Annotated in this window: 2 protein-coding genes; one reads left to right on the plus strand and one right to left on the minus strand. The window is 60.6% G+C overall.

Annotated features, from left to right (window positions below):
• On the plus strand, positions 1 to 257 hold a 257-nt coding region (locus ACR0E6_RS21645; RefSeq protein ID WP_480587193.1), incomplete at its 5' end, for an EamA family transporter.
• Here ACR0E6_RS21645 and ACR0E6_RS21650 read toward each other — a convergent pair.
• On the minus strand, positions 231 to 957 hold a 727-nt coding region (locus tag ACR0E6_RS21650; RefSeq protein ID WP_480587196.1), incomplete at its 5' end, for a lytic transglycosylase domain-containing protein. The genes ACR0E6_RS21645 and ACR0E6_RS21650 overlap by 27 nt on opposite strands.

Genomic DNA, 957 nt, shown 5'->3' on the forward strand with positions numbered 1-957 from the left:
CGATGGCACAGGCGGATTGGGCCTGGATGGCAACGCTTTGTGTTAGCGGTGCGTTCGGCCATTGGTTGCTGATCAAATGCTATGAGGCGGCCGAGGCCAGCGCGGTGCAGCCCTTTGCCTACCTCCATCTGGTCTGGGTGGCGATCCTTGGCATCGCAATCTTCAATGAGGTCCTGCGCCCCGAGGTCGTCATCGGCGCTGGTCTCGTTGTCGCGGCGGGGCTGTTCACCCTATGGCGCGAACGCCGCAAGGGTTGATCCGGTCAGTTCCTGCGAGAAGGGCACGGGCAGGGCGGGTTTACCCAGACGCGCGCGATAAACCGGAAGGCTTTCGGTCACGCGCATCACATAGTTGCGCGTTTCGCTGAAGGGGATGGTCTCGATCCAGTCGACCACATCCACCTCACCGGCACGGGGGTCTCCGTAGCGCTCCATCCATGCGATCGGCCGCCGTGGTCCGGCATTATATCCGGCGGCCATCATGACCACATTGCCGTTGAAATCTGCCGCAAGACTGGACAGGTAGTTCGCCCCAAGCTTGGCATTGTATTCCCAGTCCGAGGTCAACCGCCCGGTCTGATGTCCGCTTAGGATCCCCAACTCCTGCGCGACCAGCTTGGCCGTCGCTGGCATCACCTGCATCAAGCCACGCGCGCCTGCACCGCTGATCACCACGGGATCAAATTCGCTTTCACGGCGGGCGATGGCCAAGGTCATCTCTTTTGCCATTGGCAAGCCGATATCTGCGACCGGATGCACTGGGTAATAAGCTGCGGGCAGAACCGTTCCTGTGGTCGCGGCGCGTTTGGCGATCATCACGGCCAGATGCGGCTGTTTCAGTTCGATAACCAGATCGCCCAATTGATTGGCCTGCACTGGATCAAGGCTTTCGACCAGATGGGTCAGGAACCGTTCGGACAGGTTTGCTTCTCCGGCTTTCAGCAACAGCAATCCGGCC

The sequence above is a fragment of the Ruegeria sp. AP12 genome, assembly GCF_056540025.1.